Here is a 23,219-nt window from a genome sequence, read left to right as displayed (position 1 = left end):
CCGCCCGATGCCAGTGTTTCCTGCCGCCGCTCAGTAGCGGCAGACCACGTTGACCAGCGCCTGGCGCTTCTCCTGCGTCACCACGGCGATGGCGCGTCGCAGCGCCGCAGGCAGCGCCGCCGGGTCCGTCACCCGCTCCCCATGCCCGCCGCTGGCCTCGGCCAGCTTCTCGAAGGCCGGGGAGGGGGAGAGGTCCGCCAGCAGTTCGCCCCCCGTCTTCGCCGCGGCGCCGTCCCGGTACATGGCCAGCGTCGAATTCCGGACCGCGCCATACATCGCGTTGTTGAAGACGATGACGAGCACGGGCAACTGATGCGCCTCCGCCACCCAGTGGCAGGCGGTCGGGTTGTTGAAGACATAGGCACCATCGCCGAGCGTCGCGACGATGAGCTTCTCCGGCGCCGCCAGCTTGGCGCCGAGCGCCGCGCCGAAGCCCCAGCCGAGGCCGCCCGCCGTGCTCTGGCCGTAGAAGGTGCCGTGCCGGGTGCGGGGGCAATGCGTCTGGCGCAGCGGGTATTCGTTCACCACCACCGCCTCGGCCGGCAGGGCCTCCGCCAGGCAGTGGCTGATCCATTCCGGCGTGATGGGGCCCTCGGGCGGGGTGGCCACCGCCTGCGCCCAGGCGGCGCGCTGGCGGGCGCTGCGCTCGGCCAGGGCGGCGGCGCGGGGCGCCACGGCGGCTTCCGGCAGTAGCGGATCGAGCGCCGCCGCGAGGCCGCGCAGCGCCGTCGCGACATCGCCGGTGATGGCCAGGTCCGTCGGGAAGCTGCGCATGGGGTAGCGGGCGAAAAGCGGATCCTCGCCGAGATGGATGACGCGGCTGCCCTCCGGCGGGCCCTGGAGGTGGGGAATCCAGGGCACGTCGGTGTCGATCACCAGCACGCAATCGGCGTCATCGAGCAACGGGCTGGGTTCGTAGCCCTGGTGCATCGGGTGGTCGGCGGGGAAGTTCACGAAGCGGGGCGTGAAGCTGATGACGGGCAGGGCGAAGCGCGTGGCGAGATCGACCAGCGCGTCGAAGCCCGCCCTGGTGCGCCCGGCGGCGGAGGTGATGATCAGGGGGCGCTGCGCGGCGGCCAGCATCCGCGCGGCCTCCGCCAGCGCCGCGGGGTCGGGCAAAGGCGGCGCGGCGGGGGGCGGGGGTTCGGCCACGCGCGCCTTGCCGGCGGGGGCCGCCAGCGTGTCCCGCGGCAGGGTCGCGTAGACGGGGCCACGGGGGGAGGCCATGGCGATGCCCAGCGCACGGCGCACGAGGTCCGCCGCCTGGTCGGGCTGGCGCAGCTCGCCATCCCATTTCACGGCCTCCCGCACCATGCCGGCCTGGTCGAACATCTCCTGCGCCCAATGGATGTTGCGGGTGCGGGCGCCGTGGCGGCCATGTTCCGAATAGGGCGTGCGGCCGGCGAGCACGAAGACGGGCGTGTGGTCGCGATTGGCGTTGAGGATGCCGTTCACCGTATTCGCGGTGCCGACATTCACATGAACCATCACCGCCTGCGGGCGGCCGGTCATCATGTAGGCGCCATGGGCCATGGCGACGGCGGCATTCTCATGCGGCACGGTCATCGGCCGCGGCAGGCGATGGTTGGTGCCGTCGTGGCGGGCATAGGCCTCCACGATCGGCGGGAAGTCGGTGCCGCCATTGGCGAAGAGGTAGTCGACGCCGGAGGCGCCGAGCTGGCGGAGGAAGATCTCGGCCGCGCTTTCCATGATTCAGTTCACCTTGGTTCATACGACGCTTCAGAGGTCGCCGTGCGGCCGACGCAGTCGGCCGAGGCCGCGAATGCGGCCCGCCGCCTATGCGGCGAGCCAAGCCGGCCGAGCCGGCGCCCGGCGATTGAGGGCTTGATGCAATCAGTTCACGGTAGCGCCGGAGAGGGCGATCGCCTCCCGCATGATGGGGGTCAGGCGCTGCATGGAGGCGGCCATCTCCGCCGGCGTGCTGCAGAGCGGATCGGCGCCGATGCGCAGGAGGGAGCGGCGCACGCCGTCATCCCCGCAGGCCTGGCGCATGGCGCCCGCGATGCGGTCCCGGATCGCGGGGGGCAGGCCGGCGGGGCCGGCCAGGCCGTTCCAGGTCGTGACCTCGAAGCCCGGCCAGCCCTGTTCGGCCACGGTCGGGACATCCGGCAGGATGGCGCTGCGGCTGGTGCCGGTGACGGCGAGGAGGCGGATCATCCCGGCATCGCGCGCGGCCGTCATGTCCAGCGCATTGCCGAGATGCACCTGGATGCGCCCGCCCATCATGTCCTGCATCGCCAGCGGCCCGCTGCGATAGGGCACGTGCTCCATCTGCAGGCCGAGGCGCTGCAGCAGCACCTCCATCCCCAGATGGCTGAGCCCGCCGGTACCGCCGGAGGCGTATTGCAGCTGGCCGGGCCTGGCGGCGACGAAGTCGCGGAAGGCGGGCAGGGTGGCGGGGCCCATGCCGGTGGCGACGGCCAGCACCAGAGGATTGCCGGCCGTCATCGAGATGGGCGTGAAGTCGCGCTGCGGATCGAAGGTCAGGCGCTGCATCAGCGGCAGCACGACCAGGTGGGAGGCGCTGGCGCCGAGCAGCGTGTAGCCATCGGCCGGGCTGCGCAGCACCGCCTCCATCCCGATCGCGCCATTGCCGCCGGGGCGGTTATCCGCGACCACGGGCACGCCGAGCTGCTTCGACAGCCATTCCGCCCCGATCCGCCCGACGCTGTCGCTGATGCCGCCGGCGCCGAAGGGGATGATCAGCCGGATCGGCCTTTCGGGCCAGGACTGCGCCCGGGCGGCGAGGGGCAACAGCAGCAGCAGGGCCAGCAGGGGGAGGAGGCGGCGTGGCATGCGGGCGCGGTCTCCGGCTTGGGTGCTGGTATCCTAGGATGCCATTTCCGCTCGGGGGAAGGGGGTAGGGCCTGTGGATACTTGGCTGCGGGCGCACTCGGCGGCGTCTTTCCGCGCCTGGAGCGTTGGAGTCAGGACGACGATGGAACCCCATCGCCGCCCTGACCCCGCCTTCCAGGCACGAAAAGCCACTCGCCGATTGCATCCCGGGCCAAGTATCCACAGGCCCTACGGCACCTTCAGGTCCCGTGCGCCGGAGGCGCGCGCATCGAAGGCTTCCGGCACGGCGCTGCCATGGTCGGTGAAAGCCTTGCGCAGCGCCTCCACATTCGGGCTGAAGATGGTCTTGCGGTTGGCGACGGCCCATTCGTAGGAGCCGCGCACCGTCTCCAGCGATTGCTGGAAGCGCGGCATCACCCAGCGCGCGAAGAGTTCGTAGCTGCGCCAGGTCTGTTCCCGGTTCGCCCAGTCATTGGCGCGGAAGAGGAAGCCGCCAAAGCCGCCATCGCTGGCTTCGACCAGCTTCTCGATGCCGCGCGCGACGGTTTCGGGGGAGCCGACGAGAGTGGTGCCGGCCTTCACGCCATCGGTCAGCGGGTCCTGGGAACGGCCCGGCGGGCGGCCCAGGGCATCCTCGAAATAGGTGGCGGTTTCCAGGCGCTCGCCGATCTTCACATCGGCCATGGCCTGTTCGTCGGTCTCCGCGACATGGACATTCATCACCAGGCGCCAGTCGCGCCGGCTGATGGTCTTGCCGGCGGCGGCGGCGGCTTCCTCCGCGATCTTCCACTGGCCGGGCAGGGCGGCGGGGCCGCCGGGCATGCCGGCGCCGAGCGAGAGGATGCCGACGCCATGCTTGCCCGCGGTGGCGGGGCCGGCGGGGGTCAGGGTGCTGGCGACCGCGATCGGGAAATGCGGGTCGCTGTAGGGGCGGAGGTGGAGGCGCGCCTCCCGCATCTCGAACCAGTCGGTCTTACGCGTCACGGGGCCGTCGCAGGCCAGCAGCGCCATGATGGCTTCCAGCGCCTCATCCATCCGGCGGCGCTGCGTCGTCGCATCGATGCCGAGCATGTAGGCGTCCGACACCAGCGCGCCGGGCCCGCAGCCGAGCATGGCGCGGCCCCTCGTCATGTGGTCCAGCTGCACGAAGCGCTGCGCGACCAGGAAGGGGTGGTGGTAGGGGAGCGAGGTGACGCCGGAGCCGAGCCGGATGTGCTTCGTGCGCTCCGCCGCGGCGGCGATGATAAGCTCCGGGGAGGCGATGATCTCCCACCCCGCGGAATGGTGTTCGCCGATCCAGGCCTCGTCGAAGCCGAGGCGGTCGAGCCATTCGATCATCTCGATGTCGCGGGCGATGGCGAGGGTCGGGTTGTCGCCCAGGCGATGGAAGGGGGCCAGGAAGATCCCGAACTGCATGCCGCGCTTGGCCATGGTGCCGTTCCCCGAATGTGTTGGGGGAAGCTTCGGCTGCTTCGGCGCTTATGCCAAGCGGGTCAGGCGGCCTCGCCGGCGGCCCAGCCGGAGGACCAGGCCCATTGGAAATTGTAGCCGCCGAGCCAGCCCGTCACGTCCACCGCTTCGCCCACGAAGAACAGGCCGGGGACGGATTTCGCCATCATGGTCTGGGAGGACAGCGCTTCGGTGTCCACGCCGCCAAGGGTGACCTCGGCCTTGGCATAGCCCTCCGTCCCGCTGGGCTTGAGGGTCCAGGCCTTCAGCATCGCGCCGAGCTTGCGGAGGTCGCCATCGCCGATCTCGCCGATGGTGCGGGGCGGCAGGTGGAGCGCGGCGAGCGCGGCGGCGAGGCGGGCGGGGAGGAGATCACCGAGGACGGTCTTGGCCTCCGCCTTCGGCCGCGCGCGCTTGCCGGCGAGCAGCGCGGCGGTGGCGTCGCGGTCGGGCGTGAGGTCCAGCGTGAGGGGCTGGCCTTCGCGCCAATAGGAGGAGGCCTGGAGGATGGCGGGGCCGGAGAGGCCGCGATGGGTGAAGAGCATCGCCTCCCGGAACGCGGCCTTGCCCGCCTTGGCGACGCTGTCGAGCGCCAGGCCGGAGAGGGGGCGCATCAGCTCCAGCATCGTGTCGCCGAAGGTGAGCGGGACGAGGGCGGGGCGGATTTCCGTCAGCGGCAGGCCGAACTGCATCGCCAAATCATGCGCGAAGCCGGTCGCGCCCATCTTGGGGATGGAGAGGCTGCCGGTGGCGACCACCAGGCTGTCGGCGGTGAAGGCGCCGGCGCTGGTCTCGATGCGGAAGGCGGTGTCCTTCGTGACCGAGGTGATGCGGGTGTGGCAGCGGAGATCGACGCCGGCGGCCTCGCATTCCTGCACCAGCATGGCGACGATCTGCCGCGCGGAGCCGTCGCAGAAGAGCTGCCCGAGCGTCTTCTCGTGGAAGGCGATGCGATGCTTCTGCACGAGGGCGATGAAATCGTGCTGGGTGTAGCGGGCCAGGGCGGAGCGCGCGAAGTGCCGGTTCTGCGACAGGAAACGGTCCGGCACGCAGCCGGTATTGGTGAAGTTGCAGCGCCCGCCGCCGGAGATCAGGATCTTCTTGCCCGGCTCCTCCGCGTGATCCAGCAGAGCCACGCGTCGCTCGCGCTGGCCGGCGCGCATGGCGGCGAAGAGGCCCGCGGCGCCGGCGCCGAGCACGACGACATCGAAGTGGTTCACGCTGCCGCCGCCATTCCTGCCATGTCGCGACCCACCGCCTCCGCCACGCGGATGCCGTCCACGCCGGCGGAGAAGATGCCGCCGGCATAGCCCGCGCCCTCACCAGCGGGATAGAGGCCGAGGGTGTTGATGCTGCGCATCGTGGCATCGCGGCGGATGCGGATGGGGGAGGAGGTGCGCGTCTCCACGCCCGTCATCACCGCATCTTCCATGTCGAAGCCGCGGATGGTGCGGCCGAAGGCGGGCAGGGCTTCCCGGATGGCGGCCACGACGAAATCGGGCAGGCAGAGGGAGAGGTCGGTCGGCGTGACGCCGGGCTTGTAGCTGGGGATGACAGCGCCGAGCGAGGTGGAGGGCCGGCCCGCGAGGAAATCGCCGACGCGCTGGCCCGGCGCGGCATAGGTGCCGCCGCCGGCGACGAAGGCGCGTTCCTCCCAGTGGCGCTGGAAGTCGATGCCGGCCAGGGGATGGCCGGGATAGTCCACTTCCGGCGTGATGCCGACGACGATGCCGGCATTGGCGTTCCGCTCGGCGCGGGAATACTGGCTCATGCCGTTGGTCACGACGCGTCCTGGTTCGCTGGTGGCGGCGACGACGGTGCCGCCGGGGCACATGCAGAAGGAATAGACGCTTCGGCCGTTATTGCAGTGGTGGACCAGCTTGTAGTCGGCCGCGCCCAGGATCGGGTTGCCCGCGAAATCGCCGAAGCGCGCGCGGTCGATGATGGATTGCGGATGCTCGATCCGCACGCCGATCGAGAACGGCTTCGGCTCGATGAACACGCCCCCGGCGTGGAGACTGGAGAAAGTGTCGCGGGCGGAGTGGCCGATGGCGAGGACGACGTGGTCGGTCTCGATCGTCTCGCCGGCTTCCGTCACCACGCCGCGCATGCGGCGCTGGCCGTCGCGGCCGGTCTCCACGATGAAGTCCACGACCTTGGTGCCGAAGCGGTATTCGCCGCCCAGCGCCTCGATCTTCGCACGCATGCTCTCGACCATCGTCACCAGGCGGAAGGTGCCGATATGGGGCTTGGCGACGAAGAGGATCTCTTCCGGCGCGCCGGCGGCGACGAATTCGGTCAGGACCTTGCGGCCGAGATGCTGCGGGTCTTTGATGCCGGACCAGAGCTTGCCGTCGGAGAAGGTGCCGGCGCCGCCCTCCCCGAATTGCACGTTGCTCTCGGGCGTCAGCACGCCGCGGCGCCACAAGGCCCAGGTATCCTTGGTGCGTTCGCGCACCACCTTGCCGCGGTCGAGGATGATCGGCCGGAAGCCCATCTCCGCCAGGATCAGCGCGGCGAAGAGCCCGCAGGGGCCGGTGCCGATGACGACGGGACGCTTCGGGACCTGCGCCGGCGCCCGGGCGACGGGACGGTAGCTGGTGTCGGGCGTCGGGCCGAGGGTGCGGCCGAGCACCGGGTGGCTCGCGAAGCGGCGCAGCAGCGCGGCCTCGTCCGCCACCTCGAAGTCGATGGAATAGACGAGCTCGATCGCCGACCGCTTGCGCGCATCCCAGGCCCGGCGCGCGACGGAGAAGGCGCGCAGCGCCCCCCCCTTCAGGCCGAGCTTCTCGCGCAGGGCTGCCTCGATCGCCCCTTCCGGGTGGTTCAGCGGCAGCTTCAGTTCGGTCAGGCGGAGCATGGGTGCCTCAGTACACGACCACCGAGCGGATGGACTCGCCCTTCTCCATCAGCTCGAAGCCATGGTTGATGTCATCGAGGGGCATGACATGGGTGATCAGGCTGTCGATGTCGATCTTCCCCTGCATGTACCAATCGACGATCTTCGGCACGTCGGTCCGGCCGCGGGCGCCGCCGAAGGCCGTGCCGCGCCAGGACCGGCCCGTCACCAACTGGAAGGGACGGGTGCTGATCTCCTGCCCCGCGCCGGCCACGCCGATGATGATGGATTCACCCCAGCCGCGATGGGTGCATTCCAGCGCCTGGCGCATGACCTTCACGTTGCCGATGCACTCGAAGCTGAAATCGGCGCCGCCGCCCGTGAGGTCCACGATCGCCTGCACGACCTTGTCGTGGCCGACCTCGTTCGGATTGATGAAGTCGGTCATGCCGAACTTGCGGGCCATCTCCTCCCGCGCCGGGTTCAGGTCCACGCCGATGATCCTGTCGGCGCCGACCATCCGCGCGCCCTGGATCACGTTGAGGCCGATGCCGCCGAGGCCGAAGACCGCGACATTGGCGCCGGCCCAGACCTTGGCGGTGTTGATGACGGCGCCGATGCCCGTCGTCACCCCACACCCGATGTAGCAGATCTTCTCGAAGGGCGCGTCTTCGCGAACCTTGGCCAGCGCGATCTCCGGCAGGATCGTGAAGTTGGCGAAGGTGCTGCAGCCCATGTAGTGCATCACGGGGGCGCCGTCGCAGCTGAAGCGGGACGTGCCATCGGGCATCACGCCCTTGCCCTGCGTGCCGCGGATGGCGGTGCAGAGGTTGCTGCGCTGGCTGAGGCAGGTTTTGCACTGCCGGCATTCCGGCGTGTAGAGCGGGATCACGTGGTCGCCCGGCTTCACGCTGGTGACGCCGGCGCCGACCTCCCGCACGATGCCGGCACCCTCATGCCCCAGGATGGCGGGGAAGAGGCCCTCGGGATCGGCGCCGGACAGGGTGTAGAGGTCGGTGTGGCAGAGCCCGGTGGCCTTCACCTCCACCAGCACCTCGCCCGCCTTGGGGCCGCCGATCTCCACATCCATCACCTGAAGGGGCTTGCCGGCCGCAAAGGCCACCGCCGCGCGCGTCTTCATTCCGTGCCGCTCCGTCAATCCGAGGCGCATGGCCTAGAGCGCGGGGGGCGCGGCGTCCAGCATCTTGCCGGGTCGCCCCCGCCCACTAGGATGCAGCCGGAACGGTCGGGGGACGGAGTTATGCGGCGCATCGGGGGGCTCATGCGGACAGCGGCGATGGCGCTGGGCGCCATGGTGGCGCTGGGGGTGGGCGGCGCCTGGGCGCAGACCGGCAACCCGACCAACGACGCCCTGCTGGCCCGCAACGAGGCCGGGCGGAAGGAGGCCTTCCGCAGCCTGCTGACGCAGAACCGCTACGCCTGCGCGGAGGTGACGGTGCTGTTCCAGGCGGGGCTCGACCCGCGACGCACCGCCTATTGGGACCTGTCCTGCCGGGATGGCGGGCCCTGGCGCATCAGCATCCCCGCCGAACGCTGGGCGACGCCGACGCTGAACGCCTGCGGCCAGGGCACCGGTCCGGGCGCGGGGCCGTGCTTCCGCAGCGTCTCCACCTCCGCGCCAGGGCTGGCGGCCGCCGCGGCGGCGGCGCCCTCCGCCTCCTGCCGCACGGCCTGTGGCAGCCAGCCGCAGAGCCTGCAGAACGCCTGCCTCGCCCGCTGCGCCAGCGGCAGCACCATCCAGGCCGCGGCCCCGGCGGCGACGGCGACGGCCGCCGCGGTGCGGGGACGATTCGGCTTCATCTATACGGCGGAGCCGCCCTCCACCGCCTTCGGCTTCTCCTCCGGCAAGACGGACCGGCTGGCGGCGAACATGGACGCGATCCGCGCCTGCGAGGCCGTGGCCGGGCGCAACCAGTGCCGCGTGGCACTCGATTTCCCCAATGCCTGCGGCGCGCTGGTGCAGGCGCTGACGACGCCGCCCGTGCAGGTGCGGCGGCTCGCCAGCGGCGTCGGCCAGACGCGCGAACAGGCGGAAGCGCAGGCGCTGAACACCTGCCGCCTGGCCGAGGCCGCCAGCGCCAGCATCACCTGCCGCATCGCCATCTCGGGCTGCTGACCCATGCGCCCCCTCATCTCCCGGAGCCCCGCCATGCGCCGCGCCCTTCTCGGTTTCCTCGCGATGGCCGGCCTGGCTGTCGCCTCTCCCGGCCAGGCCCAGCCGCAGGCGGCGACGCCGGTGCTGGATGGCGTGCGGCAGCGGGGCGAGGTGCGCTGCGGCGTCTTCGGCCTGCTGCCCGGCTTCTCCGCCCCCGATGCGCAGGGGGTGATGCGCGGGCTCGATGCCGATTTCTGCCGCGCCGTCGCCGCGGCGGTGCTGGGCGATGCAACGAAGGTCCGCTTCGTCACCGCGCCGAGCCTGGCCGCCAGCCTGGAATCCGTGGAGCGGGCGGAGGTCGACATCCTGTCGAGCAACCTGACCGCGACGGCGCTGCGCGATGCCGGGCGCAACCTGGTGCCGGCCGGGGTGCTGTTCTACGACGGCCAGGGCGTGATGGTGCGCGCCGATGCCGATATCGCCGCCTTCGCGCAGTTGGAGGGCAAGCGCATCTGCGTCGCCGCCCCCGCCGTCGATGGCAGCCTTGCCATCCTGCATAGCGCCGCGCGTCGCATGGGGGTGGGCCTGACCCTGGTGCCGGTGGCCCAGGGCGGCCCGGCGCTGATCACGGCCTTCCGCGCGGGCGAATGCGACGGCGTCTCCGCCGATGCCGCCGCGCTGGCGACGCTGAAGGCCACGGACCTGCCCGACCCCGCCAGCGCCGTGGTGCTGCCGGAACGGCTGAGCCGGGAGCCGCTGACGCCCTTCGTCCCCGGCCATGACAATCGCTGGCGCCAGGTGGTGGCCTGGACGCTGCATGCGCTGGTGGCGGCGGAGGAGCTGGAGATCAACAGCGGCAACCTCGACACCGCCCTGCAATCCGGCGATTCGGAGACGCGCTTCCTGCTCGGCCTCGATCCCGGGGTCGGCCAGTCGCTGAGCCTGCCCGATACCTGGGCGATGGAGGCGGTGCGCCAGGTTGGCAATTACGCCGAGATCTTCGACCGCAATCTGGGCGAAGGGTCGCCGATCGGCCTCGATCGCGGCCTGTCCGACCTCTGGCTGCGGGGCGGGCTGATGTATCCCTTCCCCTTCCGCTGACGGAACGCTGGACGCGGCGCGGGCGGCTGCGCCAGAAAGCGCCATGCCCGCCGCCTCGCCCCAGGAACCGTCCAAGCCGCGTCCCACGCGGGCGGAAGCCATCGCGGCGCAGCTGGCGGATGACATCGTGGCGGGGCGCCTGAGGCCGGGCGCGGCGCTGGACGAAACCTCGCTGGCCGCGCATTTCGCCGTCAGCCGCACCCCGGTGCGGGAGGCGCTGCGCCAGCTGGCGCCGACCGGGCTGGTGCAATCCGTGCCTCGGCGCGGCTGCGTCGTCGCCGTGCCGGATGCCAACCAGCTGGCCGAGATGTTCGTGGTGATGGCGGAGCTGGAGGCGATGGCCGCGGCGCATTGCGCCATGGCGATGACGCCGCAGGAACGCCGCGGACTGGAACGGCAGATCGCCTGCATGGCGGCGATGGTGCGGGATGGCGACGTCGCGGGCTATCGCGCCGCCAATGTCGCCTTCCACCATCTGCTCTATGCCGGTTCGCATAACCGCTACCTCGCGGAGATCGCGACGGCGACGCGGCGGCGCCTGGCGCCGTTCCGGGCGGCGCAGCTGGAAGCACCGGACCGGATGCGGAAGTCGCATGAGGAACACGTGGCGATCGTGACGGCGATCCAGCGCGGGGAGGCGGCGGCGGCGGCGGCGGCGTTGCGGGCGCATATCGACGTGACGGAACGGACCTGGGTCGCCATGGCGGAGGCGAGGACGCGGCCGGACGCCGCCTGATCGCCCGGCTGCATCGCTATGGTGCATCCATGGCCAGCCCGGTGACTGCCCGTATTTCGGGCAGATGAGGTGATTTTCCGGCGTTCTGCATACACGACGGCACGGTCCGCAAACGCCAACCCGTTGATGTCGCTGACGCATCGAGCCCGGCACGCCGTTTGCTGAGAAGGGGATGATGATGATCCCGGCCCGATCCCCCCGATGACCGCGCTGCCCCGGAGCATTGCCGCGCTGCATGCGGCCTATGCCGGCGGCCTGACGCCTTCTGCCGTCATGGCGGGGCTGGCGGCACGGCAGCGGGTGCTGGACGATCCCGGCATCTACCTGGCCCAGCCCTCGGAAGCCGAGGTCGCGGCTTCGATCGCGGCGCTGCCGCCCTTCGATCCCGCGCGCTTTCCCCTCTGGGGGGTGCCGGTGGCGGTGAAGGACAATATCGACGTGGCTGGCATGCCGACCACGGCGGCCTGCCCGGCCCATGCCTATGTGCCGGCCGAATCGGCGCCGGCGGTGGCGCGTCTGGTCGCGGCCGGCGCGATCATCACCGGCAAGACCAACCTCGACCAGTTCGCGACGGGACTGGTCGGCGTCCGCACGCCGCACCCCATTCCGCGCAATGCCCGCGCGCCGGATCGCGTGCCGGGGGGCTCTTCCAGCGGTTCCGCCGTCGCGGTGGCGCAGGGGTTGGCGTTGCTGTCGCTGGGCACCGACACCGCCGGGTCGGGCCGCGTGCCGGCGGCGCTGAACGGGCTGGTCGGGCTGAAGCCGAGCGTCGGCGCCGTTCCGTCCCGCGGCGTGGTGCCGGCCTGCCCGAGCCTCGACTGCATTTCAGTCTTCGCGAATGACGTGGCGGATGCCTGGGCCTGCTACGGGGTGATGGCGGGGGGCGATGACCGCGATCCCTGGTCGCGGCCGATCGAGTTGGGCGCGCCGGGGCCAGCCTTCACGCGGCTCGGCATTCCCCGCGTGGAGGACCTGCACCTCGATGGCGCGGAGCAGCGCGCGGCCTGGGAGGCGGCGCTGGCGCGGCTGCCCGCGGGCGTGACGCTGGTGCAGCGAGACCTCACGCCGTTCCTCGAGACCGCGCGGCTGCTCTATGAGGGCGCCTTCGTGGCCGAGCGCGACGCGGCCTTCGGCGCGCTGGTGGCCCCCGAGGCGATGCACCCCGTGACGCGCCGGATCGTGGCCGGCGCGGCGCGCTTCAGCGCGACCGACGCCTTCCGCGGCCTGCATCGGCTGGCCGAACTGCGCCTCGCGACCCGTCCGGCCTGGGAGGGGATCGAGGCGCTGCTGGTGCCGACCGCGCCCAACTTCCCGACCTTGGCGGAGCTCGAAGCCGACCCGATCGGGCCCAATGCCCGGCTTGGCACCTACACGAACTTCGTGAACCTGCTGGATCTGGCGGCCATCGCCGTGCCGGCGCCGCCCCGCCCCGATGGGCTGCCCTTCGGCGTCACGCTGATCGGGCCACGCGCCAGCGATGCCGGCCTGGCGGCGACCGGTGCCGCGCTGATGAAGGGATACGCGGCATGATCGAGATCGCCGTCGTCGGCGCGCATCTCTCCGGCATGGTGCTGAACCATGAGCTGCTGCGGGAGGGCGCGGAGCTGCGCCGCGCCGTGCCAACCGGGCCCTGGTACCGGCTGTTCGCCCTGGCGGGCGGCCCGCCGAAGCGGCCCGGCCTGCTGCGCGTGGCGGAGGGCCACGCCATCCAGACCGAGGTCTGGGCGCTGCCGGATGCCGGCTTCGGCCGCTTCGTCGCGGGCGTCCCCGCGCCGCTCTGCATCGGCACGCTGCGCCTGGCGGATGGGACCACGCCCAAGGGCTTCCTGGTGGAGCCCGAGGGCCTGACCGGCGCCACCGAGATTTCCGAATTCGGGGGATGGCGCGCCTTCATCGCCAGCCTCGCCACCACATGAACAGGGAGAGCAGAAGCATGATCCGTCGTCGCCATATCCTCGCCGGGGCCAGCGCGCTGATCGCCGCGCCGCATGTCGCGAATGCGCAGGCGCAGCGCACCGTGAAGATGGGGTCGCTCCGCCTCATCCATTCCATGACGCCGCATTTCTATGAGCGCTTCGCGCCGGCGAACCTGAAGATCGAGATCACCACCTTCGACAGCCCGACCGATGGCAAGAACGCGGTGGTGACGAATTCCGTGAACTTCGGCGGCTTTGGCATCGCGGCCGCGCTGCTGGGCGGCGCGGCCGGTGAGCCTGTCGTCGTCGTCGGTGCCTTCTGCAACAAGGGCATGGGCGTCATCGCCAAGGCCGGCAGCCCGATCCGCAGCATCGCCGATCTCCGCGGCAAGCGCGTCGGCATCTGGCCGGGATCGACGCAGGAGGTCTTCATCCTGGAGCGCCTGCGCCAGACCGGCATGACGGTGCGCGACATCACCAGCGTCCGCGTGCCCTTCGGCGAGATGCACGCCATGCTGTCGCGCGGCGACATCGACGCCTATGTCGGCGCGGAGCCGGGGCCGGGGCTTTCGATCTCGTCGGGTGTCGGGCAGCTGGTGGAATACCCCTACGGCACCGCCATGGGCGGGCTGAACATGATCTTCGCGACCAGCGAACAGCAGATCGCGCAGGACCCGGCGCTGGTGCGCACCATGCTCGGCATCCATCGCCGCGCCAGCGAGTTCATGATGGCGAACCCGCGGGAGGTCGCGGATGCGACGGTGCGCATCCTCGGCGCGCCGCGCGCGGCGGTGGAGCAGGCGCTCGGCGCCAACAACGTCGAATACATCTGGAAGCTGGACGACACGGTGCTCGGCCAGGCGCGTGCCTATGCGCAGCAGATGCTGGAGATGCGGCAGATCCGCCAGCTGCCGAACTTCAACACCTTCCTCAACCCGCGCTTCTCCAACGAAGTCGCGACCTCGTAAGGGAAGCGTGCGATGGCCGAGGCAATGATCGCGACGGCGCCCGCCGCCGCGCCCACGCGCAGCGCGGGCCAGCGCCTGGCGAAACGCCTCGGCCCCATCGCGCTGTCGCTGGTGGTGCCGCTGCTGCTGCTGCTGGGCTGGCACCTCGCGGTGAAGGCGGGGATGACGCGGCTGATCCCGTCCCCCGCCGAGGTCGCGGAATACATGGTGGATTTCGCGGTCGGCGGCATCTGGGACGATGCCTTCTCCGCCACGCTCCACCTGCACCTGTTGGCCAGCGCATCGCGCGTCTATGGCGGCTTCCTGCTGGCGGCCGTGGTGGCGGTGCCGCTCGGCCTGCTGATCGGGCGCATCGAGCTGGTGCGGCAGCTGCTGGATCCCTTCCTGCAGCTGATGCGGCCGATCCCGGTCACGGCCTGGCTGCCGCTGTCGATGATCCTGTTCGGGCTCGGGCCGAAATCGGCCTTCTTCCTGGTCTTCCTCGGCGCCTTCTACCCGATCCTGCTCAACACCATCTTCGGCGTGAAGAATGTCGAGCCGCGGCTGTTCGAGGCCGCCTCCATGCTGGGCTGCCGCGGCAATGCGCAGTTCTTCCGCGTGGTGCTGCCCGCCGCGCTGCCCTCCATCTTCACGGGGTTGCGGCTCGGCCTCGGCCTCGCCTGGTTCGTGATCGTGGTCGGCGAGATGACGGGCGTGCCGCAGGGCCTCGGCGCCGTCATCATGGATGGCCGCACGCTGAGCCGCACGGAACTCGTGATCTGCGGCATGATCGTCATCGGCATTGCCGGCTTCGTCAGCGACCGCGTCGTCGTCATGCTGATGAACCGTGCCCTGCGCTGGAGCCCCATGCACCGTGGCTGAGATCCCCATCCTCGACATCAGGCATGTCGGCAAGACCTATACGCTGGGCGATGCGCGGATCGAGGCGCTGCGCGATGCGAACCTGACCGTGAAGAAGGGCGAGTTCGTCTGCCTGATCGGTGCCTCCGGCTGCGGGAAATCGACGCTGCTGCGCATCGTGGCGGGATTCGAGCAGCCGACGAATGGCGACGCGCTGATGTGGGACAAGCCCATCGCCGGGCCGGCGCCGGATCGGGGCATGGTGTTCCAGGATTACGGCCTGTTCCCCTGGCTGACGGTGCGGGAGAATATCGGCTTCGGGCCGAAGTCACGCGGGCGCCCGAAGAGCGAGGTGGCCGAGACGGTCGAGCGTTTCGTCAACCTGATCGGGTTGACCCGATTTGCTGATGCGCATCCCCACCAGCTCTCCGGCGGCATGAAGCAGCGCGTGGCGATCGCCCGCGTGCTGGCGAATGACGCGGAGGTGGTGCTGATGGACGAGCCCTTCGGCGCGCTGGATGCGATGACGCGGGAGCGGCTGCAGGACGAGCTGCTGGAGCTGTGGCAGCGCACGGGTCTGACCGTGCTGTTCGTGACGCATTCCATCGAGGAGGCGATCTTCCTGGCCGACCGCGTCGTGGTGATGGAGCCGGGGCCGGGGCGGATCGCGAGCGAGCACCGGATCGAGCTGCCGCGGCCGCGCGACGTCTCCTCGCCGGAGTTCAACGAGGTGCGCCGCGAACTCGGCGCGCGGCTGCACAGCCACCACGCGAAGAAGGCCGCATGACCAGACTGGCATCGGTGCATCGGGTCCCGATGCGCCACCCCGCCGACATGGCGGGGATCGAGGCGCTGTTCAGCGCCGGGACGCTCGACCCCGCCAGCATCGTCGCGATCCTCGGCAAGACCGAGGGCAATGGCTGCGTCAACGATTTCACCAGAGCCTACGCCGTGAGCGCGCTGGCCACGATGCTGGCCGGGCACCTCGGCACCACGCCTGCGGTGGTGGCAGAGCGCGTGGCGATGGTGATGTCGGGGGGAACGGAGGGTGGGCTCGCGCCGCATTTCATTCTGTTTGCCGTGACGGAGACGGATGCCGCGCCGACGGGTGCGCTGGCCATCGGCACCGCCTTCACGCCGGAATTCCGGCCGGAGGAGCTTGGCCGCATGGCGCAGGTGGAAGCGACCGCCGCCGCCGTCCGCGCCGCCATGGCGGATGCGGGCATCACGGAGGTTGCCGATGTCCACTACGTGCAGGTGAAATGCCCGCTGCTGACCAGCGAGCGCATCGCGGAGGCGGAGGCGCGCGGTGCCACGGTCGCGACGCATGACACCTACCGCTCCATGGGCCTGTCGCGCGGGGCCTCCGCGCTCGGCGTCGCGCTGGCGCTGGGCGAGGTCGCGGCCCACCAGCTTTCGGACGCGGTGATCGGGGAGGATTTGTCCCTATGGTCCGGCGTGGCGAGTGCCTCGGCGGGCGTGGAGCTGACGCGGAACGAGATCGTCGTGCTGGGCAACAGCGAGGCCTGGGCGGGAAGCCTGCGCATCGCGCATGACGTGATGCAGGACGGGATCGATTTTTCGGCGATCCAGCGGGCGCTGGCGGCGGCGGGGCTGGCCGCGCCTGGGCAGCTGAACGACGCGCAGAGGGTGCGGCTCGCAGCGCTGCTGGCAAAGGCCGAGCCCTCCGCCAGCGGGCGCATCCGCGGCAATCGGCACATCATGAACGATGACAGCGACATCAACGCCACGCGCCACGCCCGCGCGCTGGTCGGCGGCGTCGCCGCGGCGGCGACGGGCCGCACCGACCTCTTCATCAGCGGCGGGGCGGAGCATCAGGGCCCCGATGGCGGCGGGCCCGTGGCCGTGATCGTGGAATCCTGAGCATGCGACCCGAACAACGCCTCCGCTACGCCGCCCCCCAGGACCGGCCGCCGGCCGCGCTGCCGGGCGGCGCGGAACTCGCGATCTGGCCGGTGGTGAATGTCGAGCATTGGCTGATCGACAACCCCATGCCGCGCCAGGTTCTGAGCCCGCCGACGGGGGCGGCGCTGCTGCCGGATGTCGCCAACTGGGCCTGGCATGAATACGGGATGCGAGTCGGCTTCTGGCGCTTCCTCGACGCCTTCGCGAAGCGGGGCATCCGGCCGACGCTCTCGATCAACGGCAATGTCTGCCACGAATATCCGCGCGTGGCGCAGGCTGCCCACGATGCCGGCTGGGAATTCATGGGCCATGGCTTCGTGCAGGTGCCGACGCATCGCGAACCCGACCAGCGCGCGATGATCGCGCGGACCGTCGAGGCCATCACGCGCTTCAGCGGCGCGCCGCCGGTCGGCTGGCTCGGCCCGGGGCTGACCGAAACCCTGGAGACGCCGGACCTGCTGGCGGAGGCCGGCATCCGCTACATCGCCGATTTCGTCGTGGACGATTTGCCGGCGCGGCTCCGCACCACGGCGGGTGAGGTGCTGACCATGCCCTACAGCGTGGAGCTCAACGACATCCCCGTCGCCATGATCCAGCACCATGACGAGCAGGAACTGCCGAGGCGCGCGCGGCTGGCGGCGGCGCGGCTGCTGGCGGAGGCGGGGCCGAAGGTGATGTCCTTCGCCATCCACCCTTACATCACCGGCGTGCCCCACCGCATCGGCGCGCTGGAGGCGATGCTGGACGACCTGATGGCCATGCCGGGCGTCTGCTTCATGCAGGGGCGGGAGATCATGGAGTGGTATCTCTCCAGCGGGGACCCGACCTAGCTTTTCGCGGCGCGATGGGGGATGGAATGCCCCCATGAAGCTGCTGCTGATCAACGCCAACACGACCCAGGCCATCACGGACCGGCTGGTTGCCATCGCGCAGGGCCTGGCACCGCCGGGCGTCACCGTGGCCGGCGCCACGGGGCGCTTCGGCGCGCGCTACATCGCGAGCCGCGCGACGGCGGCGGTCGCCGAACACGCGACGATCGACGCCTTCGCGGAGCATGGCAGGGATGCCGATGCGGTGCTGATCGCCTGCTATGGCGACCCGGCGCTGGATGCGCTGCGGGAACTGGCCTCGGTGCCGGTGCTGGGGTTGGCCGATGCCACGGCGGAGGCCGCCTGCCGGATCGCGCGGCGCTTCGGCGTCGTCAGCGGCGGCGCGGCGTGGAAGCCGATGCTGGAGGAATTTCACCAGCGCCGCGGCTATGCCGACCGGCTGTCGGGCGTGCGCAGCATCCTGCCGACGGGCGGCGACATCGCGCGGGATCCGGACAGCGCCATCGCCTCGCTCGCGCAAACCTGCCGCGACTGCGTGACGCTGGATGGGGCGGAGGCGGTGGTGCTGGGGGGCGCAGGCCTCGCGGGACTGGCCGCGCGACTCGCGCCGCTGGTGCCCGTGCCGGTGCTGTGCTCGGTGGAGACGGGCATCCGCGCCGCCTTCGCCGCGCTGGGCCACACGCCCATCGGTGTGGGCACGGTACACGCGCCGGTCGAGACCATCGGCCTCTCGGAGCCGCTGGCGAAGCGCCTCGGCTAATCCTTCGCGAAGCGGCGCTTCAGCGGGATGGCGGCCAGCGACAGCGCCGCCAGGCCGCAGAGCGCGCCGATGATCTGCGGCGTCAGGATGCTGCGGATCTCCAGCGTGCCGCCGGCATCCAGGACGGAACCGAGCCCAGCCCCGGCCAGGCTGAACACCGCTGTAGCAGGCAGGATGCCGATGAGCGTCGTCAGCACGAAGACCGGCAGCCTCACGCCCGCGAAAGCCGGCACCAGATTGACCAGGAAGAAGGGGAAGAGCGGCACCAGCCGCAGCACCAGCAGGTAGGGGCCCGCATCGCGCCGCAGCCCGGCCGCCAGCCTCTGCGCGACGGGGCCGAGGCGATCCAGCGCATCGGCGCCGAAGATGCGTCGCGCCAGCAGGAAGACCAGCGTCGCGCCGATGGTCGCCGCCACCACCGTCAGCGCCGTGCCGGCCACCGCGCCGAAGAGGAATCCGCCTGACAGCGTCAGGATCACCGCGCCGGGGACGGAGAGCGCGACGGCGGCGGCATAGGTCAGCACGAAGGCGCCGGCGGCCAGCAGCCAGTTCGCGGCGACGAAGCCGGTCAGCGCCGCGCGGTGGCGGGCCAGGGTGTCCAATGACAGCAACTCGCCAAGGCCAGTGAAGCGCAGCGCCACCAGCGCCCCGACCACGGCCAGGCCGATCCACAGCTTCCTCGATCGCATCATGGCCCCTGGTATCGCGCCATGAAGCGACGGTCGATCCAATCCTTCAGCCACCAGGCGGCGCGGCCGCCCATGACGATGCCATTGCGCGTGCCGATGGCGCGGCGGTCGCCGAGGGAGAGTAGCACCAGCCAATCCTCCTGCGGGCGATAGGGGCGAAGGGCGCGACCCTCCGCCGCCGCGCGCAGATTGCCCGCCAGCACGGGGCCCTGCCGCACCGCATAGACGCCAGCCTTGGGCAGGGGCTGCGGGTCGAAGCTCGTGCAATCGCCGGCGGCGAAGATGTCGGTGCGCCCGATGCAGCGAAGCCGTTCGTCGATGCGGAGGAACCCCGCGCGGTCGCGCTCCAGCCCCGTTTCCGCCAGCCAGGCAGGTGCCGCGGCGCCGGTGGCCCAGAGCACGGCATCGAGGGCCAGCGGCGCGCCGCGCGGGAAGACGAGGCCCTCGGCCACCACCTCCGCGACATCCTCGCCCTGGTGGATCTCGACGTGGCGCGCGGCCAGGGCGGCGGCGACGCGGGCGCGGGCCTTGTCGGGAAAGCCGGCCAGCACGCCGGCGACTCCTGCCACCAGCGTCACGCTGGAGGCGGGCAGGCGCGCGCGGAGCGCCAGCGCGACCTCGACGCCCGCGGCACCGGCGCCGACCACGCCGATCCGCGCCGGCGCGGCGTCCAGCGTCGCGCGCAGCCGCGGCAGCAGCGCGTCGATGGGTTTCAGCGGCAGCGCATGCTGGGCGGCGCCGGGTACGCGGGCGGTGTCGGGCGTCGCGCCGGTGTCCAGTGAGAGAAGGTCGAAGGGGCGCGATTCGCCGCCCGCGCGATGGACCCGCTTGGCGACAAGGTCGATGCCGGTGGCGCGGTCGATCACGGCCTCGGCACCGGCGCGGGCGGCGAGGGCCCGCACGTCGATCAGCGCCTGCTCCTCCCGGTAGAGCCCGGCGATGACGCCGGGCAGCATGCCGGAATAGGGGGACATCGCTTCCCGCGTCAGCAGCGTGAGGCGCCAGCCCGGCAGCGGTTTCGCGGCGAATTGCCGCAGCACCTCGACATGCGCATGGCCGCCGCCGACCAGCAGCAGGTGCCGTTGCATCGCGCCCCTTTCATGGTGGGGCGCGATGATAGCAGCCGGCTACTCCGCCGGCACCAGGGCGGGCGGCACCGGCAGCGGCTTCGTGACCTTGCGCCCGCCCCGGCGACGCGGCAGGGCGAGCCCGTTCATCGCCGGCACGACCAGCAGCGTCGCCAGCGTCGCCAGCGTGAGGCCGCCGATCATCGCGACCGCCATCGGCCCCCAGAAGACGGAGAGCGTCAGCGGCACGAAGGCCAGCACGGCGGCCAGCGCCGTCAGCACCACGGGCCGTGCGCGGCGGACGCTGCTTTCGATGATGGCTTCCCGCAGATCCATCCCCGCGGCGACATCCTGCTGCACCTGGTCCACCAGGATCAGCGTGTTGCGCATCACCATCCCGGCCAGCGCGATGACGCCGAGCAGCGCCACGAAGCCGAAGGGCTGGTCCATCAGGATCAGCGCCGCGGCGGCACCGGGGATGCCGAGCGGGGCCGTCGCCACCACCAGCGCCACGCGGCCGAAATGGCGCAGCTGCACCATCAGGATCAGCAGCATGGCGCCGACCATGAAGGGGAAGAGGGCGAAGAGGCTGGCATTGGCCTTGGAGGATTCCTCCGCCGCGCCGCCGGCCTCGATCCGCATGCCGACGGGGAGCGTCGCGGACAGCGCCTGCATGGCGGGCAGCGCGGCCGCCGTCACGTCCGGCGCCTGCAGGCCGGGCGCGATGTCGGCGCGCACGGTCAGGAAGCCTTCGCGGTTGCGGCGCCAGAGGATCGGCTCCTCCATCACCGGCTCCAGCCGCGCCACCTGGGACAGCGGCACGGGCCCGGCCGCGGTGACGAGGGTGAGGTCGCCGAGATGGTCGAGCGAGAGGCGCTCTTCCGCCGGCGCGCGCAGCACCACGTCCACGAGGCGCGCGCCTTCGCGGAGCTGCGTGGCGGTGACGCCCGACAGCAGGGACTGCATGGATTGTGCGACGGCCTGGGGGGAGAGGCCGAGCTGCGCCACGCGATCCTCGTCCAGCACCAGGCGGAGGGACGGCGCGCGCTCGCCCCAGGCCAGCTGCACGTCGCGCGTGCCCGGCACCTGGCGCAGCGCCTCCATCACGCGTTCCGCCTGTTCGCGCAGCTGCACGGGCGTGCCGCCCATGACGCGGAACTGCACGGGGAAGCCGACGGGCGGGCCGAAATCGAGGCGGGAGACGCGCACGCGCGCTTCCGGCACCGCGCCGCTGTCGACATAGGCGATCAGCTTGTCGCGGAGCCTTTCGCGGGCCGGCACGTCCCGCGCCTGGATCACCAGCTTGCCGAAGGCCTCGTTGGGCAGGTCGGGGTTCAGCGCCAGGAAGAAGCGCGGCGCGCCGGCGCCGACATATTCCGTGTGCATCACCGCATCCTGGTCATTCGCCACCTGGGCCGCGATACGCATCACGGCCTGGCGCGTCGCCTCATACCCCGCGCCCTGGCGGAGGTTGACGTCCACCAGCAGCTCGAGCCGCGCGGAGGTGGGGAAGAACTGCTTCTTCGTCATGCCCATGCCGACGAAGCCCGCGCCCAGCACGGCGACGGTCGCCAGCATCACGACGTAGCGGCGGTCCACGCACCAGCCGACCAGGCGGCGGAGCAGCTTGTAGAAGCGGCCCTCATACTGGTGGTCGTGGGAGACGTGGCGCTTCGGCACCGGCAGCAGCTTCACGCCGAGCCAGGGGGTGAACCAGACCGCGACCAGCCAGCTGGCCAGCAGCGCCGCACCCACCACCCAGAAGATGCCGCCGGCATATTCGCCGGAGGTGGAGGCCGCGAAGCCCACCGGGATGAAGCCGGCCATGGTGACGAGGGTGCCGGACAGCATCGGCCCCGCCGTGCTGCCCCAGGCGAAGGCGGCGGCCTTGGCGCGGTCCCAGCCTTCCTCCAGCTTCACCACCATCGCCTCGATCGCGATGATCGCGTCATCCACCAGCAGGCCGAGCGCCAGGATCAGCGCGCCGAGCGAGATGCGCTCCAGCTCCGTCCCCCAATAGGCCATCAGGATGAAGACGGCGGCGAGGGTGAGGGGCACGGAGAGCGCCACGATGATGCCCGCGCGGAAGCCCAGCGAGAGGAAGGAGACGAGCAGCACGACGCCGAGAGCCACGACGAACTTGGTCAGGAACTCCGCCACGCTTTCCTGCACGATATGCGGCTGGTCGGAGATCAGCTGCAGGTCGAGCCCGGCGGCGAGGTCGCGGCGGATGGCGGCGAGTTCCGTGCGCAGGCTGTCGCCCAGCGCCAGCACGTTGAAGCCGCGCTGCTTGGCGACCGCGATCAGCACGGCCGGCGCGCCATCATGGAACACCGCGGAGGAAGGCGGGTCCGCCAGGCCGCGCGTCACCGTCGCGATGTCGCCCAGGCGGAGCGTGCGGCCGTCCCCGGCCGGGACGGGCACGGCGCGGATCGCCTCCAGCCCATCCAGCCCGCCGCCGACGCGCAGATGCACGCGCAGCGCGCCGGTTTCGACGACGCCGGCCGGCGCCACGGGGTTCTGCCGCGCCAGCGCATCGATGATGGCGGAGGGCTGGATGCCGAGCGTCGCCATGCGGGCGTGGCTCGCCTCCACATGGATGCGCTGGTCGATCTCGCCCTGGATCGCCACCTTCTCGACGCCGGGGATGCGGAGCAGGCGGAGGCGGATCTGCTCGGCCTGGCGCACCATCTCCGCATTGTCGGCGCCGGTCAGGGCGAGGACGGCCGAATAGACGTCGGAGTATTCATCGTTGAAGAAGGGGCCGCGCACGCCGGCGGGCAGGCTGCCGGCGATGTCGCCGACCTTCTTGCGCACCTGGTACCAGAGGCCCGCGACCTCCCGCGGGGGTGTCGTGTCCCGCAGCAACACGGTGGTCACGGAAGAGCCGGGGCGGGTGAAGGTCTCCACGCGGTCGAGCCAGGGCAGGTCCTGCAGCCGGCTCTCGATCCGGTCCGCGACCTGGGCCTGCATCTCCTCCGCCGTCGCGCCGGGCCAGCTGGCGCTGACGATCATCAGCTTCAGGGTGAAGGAGGGATCCTCCGCGCGCCCAAGCCGCGTGTAGGCGCCGGCGCCGGCCAGGGCGAGCAGCAGGATGGCGAAGAGGGTGAGCGCGCCGTTGCGCACGCCCCAGGCGGAGAGGTTGAAGCGGTCCATCGCCCTTGC

General features: G+C 71.3%; 20 protein-coding genes. 11 read left to right on the top strand and 9 right to left on the bottom strand.

The genetic code is table 11. The annotated features are described in order from the left end of the window. Positions 1 to 30: 30 nt before the first annotated feature. From G3576_RS19275 to G3576_RS19250, 6 genes are all read right to left on the bottom strand, one after another. On the bottom strand, positions 31 to 1,710 hold the full coding sequence (locus tag G3576_RS19275; protein ID WP_164696068.1) for a thiamine pyrophosphate-requiring protein: 1,680 nt from the start codon (positions 1,708 to 1,710) through the stop codon (positions 31 to 33). Between the two features lie 144 nt (positions 1,711 to 1,854). After that, entirely contained in the window at positions 1,855 to 2,817 is a 963-nt protein-coding gene (locus G3576_RS19270; protein WP_164696067.1) for a tripartite tricarboxylate transporter substrate binding protein, read from the bottom strand. Between the two features lie 228 nt (positions 2,818 to 3,045). Next, a complete protein-coding gene (locus G3576_RS19265; RefSeq protein WP_207622913.1) occupies positions 3,046 to 4,248 on the bottom strand; it encodes an LLM class flavin-dependent oxidoreductase in 1,203 nt (400 codons plus the stop codon). A gap of 62 nt (positions 4,249 to 4,310) precedes the next feature. Beyond that, complete coding sequence (locus G3576_RS19260) at positions 4,311 to 5,486, bottom strand: BaiN/RdsA family NAD(P)/FAD-dependent oxidoreductase (protein WP_164696066.1); 1,176 nt, start codon at positions 5,484 to 5,486, stop codon at positions 4,311 to 4,313. Further along, positions 5,483 to 7,126 carry an NAD(P)/FAD-dependent oxidoreductase gene (locus tag G3576_RS19255; protein WP_164696065.1) on the bottom strand — a complete coding sequence of 548 codons (1,644 nt, stop codon included), beginning with the start codon at positions 7,124 to 7,126 and terminating at the stop codon, positions 5,483 to 5,485. The genes G3576_RS19260 and G3576_RS19255 overlap by 4 nt, the downstream gene beginning before the upstream one ends. A 7-nt stretch (positions 7,127 to 7,133) precedes the next feature. Further along, complete coding sequence (locus tag G3576_RS19250) at positions 7,134 to 8,246, bottom strand: S-(hydroxymethyl)glutathione dehydrogenase/class III alcohol dehydrogenase (protein ID WP_164696064.1); 1,113 nt, start codon at positions 8,244 to 8,246, stop codon at positions 7,134 to 7,136. A 141-nt stretch (positions 8,247 to 8,387) separates the two neighbouring features. Here G3576_RS19250 and G3576_RS19245 point away from each other — a divergent pair, with 141 nt between their 5' ends. The 11 genes from G3576_RS19245 to G3576_RS19200 all read left to right on the top strand — a co-directional run bounded on the left by G3576_RS19245 (position 8,388) and on the right by G3576_RS19200 (position 18,298). Then, positions 8,388 to 9,242 carry a DUF4189 domain-containing protein gene (locus G3576_RS19245; RefSeq protein ID WP_164696063.1) on the top strand — a complete coding sequence of 285 codons (855 nt, stop codon included), beginning with the start codon at positions 8,388 to 8,390 and terminating at the stop codon, positions 9,240 to 9,242. A gap of 33 nt (positions 9,243 to 9,275) precedes the next feature. Next, positions 9,276 to 10,322: a transporter substrate-binding domain-containing protein gene (locus G3576_RS19240; protein ID WP_164696062.1), complete on the top strand. Its 1,047-nt coding sequence runs from the start codon at positions 9,276 to 9,278 to the stop codon at positions 10,320 to 10,322. A 43-nt stretch (positions 10,323 to 10,365) separates the two neighbouring features. Beyond that, a complete protein-coding gene (locus tag G3576_RS19235) occupies positions 10,366 to 11,058 on the top strand; it encodes a GntR family transcriptional regulator (protein ID WP_164696061.1) in 693 nt (230 codons plus the stop codon). 201 nt (positions 11,059 to 11,259) lie between these two features. After that, positions 11,260 to 12,588, top strand: coding sequence for an allophanate hydrolase (gene atzF / locus G3576_RS19230; protein WP_235952224.1), 1,329 nt, complete (start codon positions 11,260 to 11,262; stop codon positions 12,586 to 12,588). Next, positions 12,585 to 12,974: an allophanate hydrolase-related protein gene (locus G3576_RS31860; protein WP_235952222.1), complete on the top strand. Its 390-nt coding sequence runs from the start codon at positions 12,585 to 12,587 to the stop codon at positions 12,972 to 12,974. Before atzF ends, G3576_RS31860 begins: the two co-directional genes overlap by 4 nt. Before the next feature lie 17 nt (positions 12,975 to 12,991). Next, positions 12,992 to 13,942: an ABC transporter substrate-binding protein gene (locus G3576_RS19225; RefSeq protein WP_164696060.1), complete on the top strand. Its 951-nt coding sequence runs from the start codon at positions 12,992 to 12,994 to the stop codon at positions 13,940 to 13,942. Between the two features lie 12 nt (positions 13,943 to 13,954). Further along, on the top strand, positions 13,955 to 14,803 hold the full coding sequence (locus G3576_RS19220) for an ABC transporter permease (protein ID WP_164696059.1): 849 nt from the start codon (positions 13,955 to 13,957) through the stop codon (positions 14,801 to 14,803). After that, on the top strand, positions 14,796 to 15,569 hold the full coding sequence (locus G3576_RS19215; protein WP_164696058.1) for an ABC transporter ATP-binding protein: 774 nt from the start codon (positions 14,796 to 14,798) through the stop codon (positions 15,567 to 15,569). The genes G3576_RS19220 and G3576_RS19215 overlap by 8 nt, the downstream gene beginning before the upstream one ends. After that, the gene (gene atzD, locus G3576_RS19210; RefSeq protein WP_164696057.1) at positions 15,566 to 16,666 is read left to right on the top strand and encodes a cyanuric acid amidohydrolase; all 1,101 of its coding nucleotides are present in this window, start codon (positions 15,566 to 15,568) and stop codon (positions 16,664 to 16,666) included. The genes G3576_RS19215 and atzD overlap by 4 nt, the downstream gene beginning before the upstream one ends. Positions 16,667 to 16,668: 2 nt before the next feature. After that, on the top strand, positions 16,669 to 17,538 hold the full coding sequence (locus G3576_RS19205; RefSeq protein WP_164696056.1) for a polysaccharide deacetylase family protein: 870 nt from the start codon (positions 16,669 to 16,671) through the stop codon (positions 17,536 to 17,538). Between the two features lie 34 nt (positions 17,539 to 17,572). Beyond that, positions 17,573 to 18,298, top strand: coding sequence for an aspartate/glutamate racemase family protein (locus tag G3576_RS19200; RefSeq protein ID WP_164696055.1), 726 nt, complete (start codon positions 17,573 to 17,575; stop codon positions 18,296 to 18,298). On the opposite strand, the gene G3576_RS19195 is transcribed toward G3576_RS19200, so the two are convergent. From G3576_RS19195 to G3576_RS19185, 3 genes are read right to left on the bottom strand one after another with little or no spacing between them, the layout of a single operon-like run. Beyond that, positions 18,295 to 18,990, bottom strand: coding sequence for a TVP38/TMEM64 family protein (locus G3576_RS19195; RefSeq protein ID WP_164696054.1), 696 nt, complete (start codon positions 18,988 to 18,990; stop codon positions 18,295 to 18,297). The genes G3576_RS19200 and G3576_RS19195 overlap by 4 nt on opposite strands. Then, the gene (locus G3576_RS19190; RefSeq protein ID WP_164696053.1) at positions 18,987 to 20,075 is read right to left on the bottom strand and encodes an FAD-dependent oxidoreductase; all 1,089 of its coding nucleotides are present in this window, start codon (positions 20,073 to 20,075) and stop codon (positions 18,987 to 18,989) included. The genes G3576_RS19195 and G3576_RS19190 overlap by 4 nt, the downstream gene beginning before the upstream one ends. Before the next feature lie 39 nt (positions 20,076 to 20,114). Continuing rightward, positions 20,115 to 23,210, bottom strand: a complete 3,096-nt coding sequence (locus G3576_RS19185; protein ID WP_164696052.1) for an efflux RND transporter permease subunit — start codon at positions 23,208 to 23,210, stop codon at positions 20,115 to 20,117. Between the last annotated feature and the right edge of the window lie 9 nt (positions 23,211 to 23,219).

Source organism: Falsiroseomonas algicola, assembly GCF_011040385.1.
Lineage (GTDB): Bacteria > Pseudomonadota > Alphaproteobacteria > Acetobacterales > Acetobacteraceae > Falsiroseomonas > Falsiroseomonas algicola.
Note: the sequence above shows the minus strand (reverse complement) of the source record. Positions and strands in the feature narration are given on the sequence as shown.